The sequence below is a fragment of the Streptomyces palmae genome (assembly GCF_004684805.1).
Lineage (GTDB): Bacteria > Actinomycetota > Actinomycetes > Streptomycetales > Streptomycetaceae > Streptomyces > Streptomyces palmae.
Genome location: NZ_SRID01000585.1, coordinates 1 through 2,601 on the forward strand (window position 1 = coordinate 1; position 2,601 = coordinate 2,601).

Sequence of the window (2,601 nt, forward strand, 5' to 3'; positions counted from 1 at the left end):
GGGCGGGCCGTACCGACACCGGGCCGAGGTCCGTGCCGGGGATCCGCTGCTCGGCGGTGCCGAGGAGCGCCTCCATCAGCGCGGGCAGCGCGGTCGCATCGGCACCGGCCGGCCGCGCGGTGTCCGCGGCGTCGTCGGGGGCCGGGGCCGGTTCGAGGACGCAGCGGACGCGGTCCTGGTCGCGCACCGCCTGGGAGAGGCGCTTGAGGACGATCAGGGCTCCGCACGGGCCGGGTGCGGCGGCGGCCTCCTCCGGGTCGGCTCCGGCGTGGGAGTCGGTGTCGGGGTCGGTGTGCGGGTTCGTGCCCGGGGCGGGGTGGACGGCGCCGGCGATCGCGAGGTCGGTGTGCCCTTGGAGCAGGCTGTCCACCGCCGCGGCGATGGCCTCGGGGGCGGCCGGATGTCCGCTGCCGTCCCCTGCCGGTGCCGGCAGGGCCGGCACGCCGGAGAGGAGTTCGGCGGCGTCGGCGGGCTCCCCGCTGCCGAGGAAGAGGCCCGTACGGTCCTTCGGGAGCGCTGCCGGAACCAGGCCGGCGTGCTCCAGCGCCGTCCAGCCCAGTTCCGCGGTCAGCCGCTGGACCGGAGTGGTGGTCGCGGCCTCGTCGGGTGTGATGCCGAAGAACTCCGGATCGAAGGGGTCCTCCGCGTCCCCTTGGCGGTCCGCCGAAGCGGGCCCGCCGTCGGGTATCCCGGTGAATTCATCGGAGCCCGCCATCGGGAATCGACAGGACCAGCCGATGACCGCCACCAGATCTTCCCGGGCACCCTGCGCACCGGCATCCGCATTATGGGAAGTATTCATCACTCGCCCCCGCCTCCGGGAATCGCGCACAACTGAATTCGACCGCCCAACACCGTGTGAAGACGAAGGAAACCGAAGGCGTCGTTCAATGCACCCCCCGACGCAACGTAGATCACCGTAGCGCGGTGATCTTAAGGACATCTTGGAGCCGACTTGGAGCCTGATTGGAGCATCGCTGGGCAGGCGCACGAAATCGCCAGAGAGCCGTCGCCGGAATGAGGAAAAAGCAGAAAACCTTGAATGCTACCCAGCTTGGGCCCACCATATGCCTGGCCACCTCCCTGACCTCGGAGAAACCGTCGTGGACGCGACTCGGCGGCCATCCACCCCCTCCCCGGTACTCGCGCGTACGTCCACCATGCGGACGCCCGTACGCTGGTTTTCAGCCACCCCCGAGGCGGCTCCACTGTGACGGTCGCCACCACCGCCCGCAGTCCACCCGTCACACTGCGACGAACCCGGGCGGCTCCGCGGGGCATCTCCGGGGCGCCGCCGACGATCTCCGACGAAGTCGACCGGAACGCCAACTCCCTTACCGAAACGCCGCTTTGGAGTGACAGCGGTCGGGTTTCACCGACTCCGGAGCCACGGAGACGCGACCCGGCCCGGAACGCGGCACCGGCCATGGCTTTCCGGACAGCCGGGGGAACGTGGCCCGAACCGGGGCTCCAGGCGCCGCAGACCGCAAGCGGAACCCTGAGGAAAATCCGCTCTGGATATGCCATGAGCAATACGCTTCGATTGTGCTTCGAGAGCAGGCGCGCCTGTGTCGAGCACCGTGTTTCACGTGCTCACGACCGTCGTCAGTAGTTATCTGGAACGGAAGTGTCGATGTCCCTCGCCATCGGATTAGAAATCAGCGTGCTCGGCCCGCTGGTAGTGCGTTGTGATGGGCGCCCGGTGAATCTGGGGTCCGTTCTCCAACGCAAGGTGTTGGCCGCGTTGCTGCTCTCCCCCGGGCAGGCGACCGAAGCCGACCGGCTCAGGGAAATCGTCTGGCCGCAGCGACCGCCGAACGCGGCAATGGCGAGCCTGCACAGTTATCTCTCCAATCTTCGCCGGCTACTGGAACCCCATCGCCCGCCCAGAAGTCGGGATCGACTGCTGCGCCGGGAGCACTCGGGTTATGTGCTGGCCGTCGATCCGGAGGCCATCGACGCCCACCGTTTCGAGCGGCTGTGCCGAGAGGGCCGCCGGCTGCTGCGGCAGGGAGAGCACGAGAGGGCCGCCCTGGTGCTCCAGGAGGGCCTCGACCTGTGGCGCGGAGCCCCCTACCCGGAGGTGTCCGAGGACGCGTTCGGTGCCCAGACCTCGGCCCGGCTGGAGGAGTTGCGGCTGCTGGCGCTGGAGAGCCGGTGGGAGGCCGAGCTGGCGAGGAACCAGGACACCTCGCTGATCGCCGCCGATCTGACCTCCCTCAGCATGGAGTTCCCGACCCGGGAGCGGCTGCGCTGCCTGCAGATCCAGGCGCTGTACCGGGCCGGCCGGCAGGCGGAGGCGCTCAAGGCCTACCACCAGACCCGGACCCTGCTGGCCGACGAGTACGGCGTCGACCCCGGGCCCGACCTCCAGCAGCTGTTCGGCTCCATCCTCCGCGGCGCCGGCCCGGAGGCGAGGGTGGCGCACCGCGGCTGAGCCGAGGGGGTGAGGTCTGCCGGGCGGGCGCCGCGCCGCCCGCCCGGCGGGCCCCGGGGGGCGGATCATCGCAGGGGGTGCCCAAGGCGGCGGCCCGGCCGGAGGTCCGTGCTCCGGCACCCGTCCGTGAGCCGGCGCCGGGAGGGCTCCATGACCTGTCTCTT

The 2,601-nt window shown here is 70.6% G+C and carries 2 protein-coding genes; one reads left to right on the forward strand and one right to left on the reverse strand.

All coding sequences use genetic code 11. The annotated features are described in order from the left end of the window. Nucleotides 1-802: beta-ketoacyl synthase N-terminal-like domain-containing protein (locus tag E4099_RS31210; protein ID WP_280923534.1), on the reverse strand; the 802-nt coding region annotated here is incomplete at its 3' end. Between the two features lie 831 nt (nt 803-1,633). Between E4099_RS31210 and E4099_RS31215 the strand changes: the two genes are divergently transcribed. Further along, a complete protein-coding gene (locus tag E4099_RS31215; protein WP_135342464.1) occupies nt 1,634-2,437 on the forward strand; it encodes an AfsR/SARP family transcriptional regulator in 804 nt (267 codons plus the stop codon). Nucleotides 2,438-2,601 lie beyond the last annotated feature (164 nt).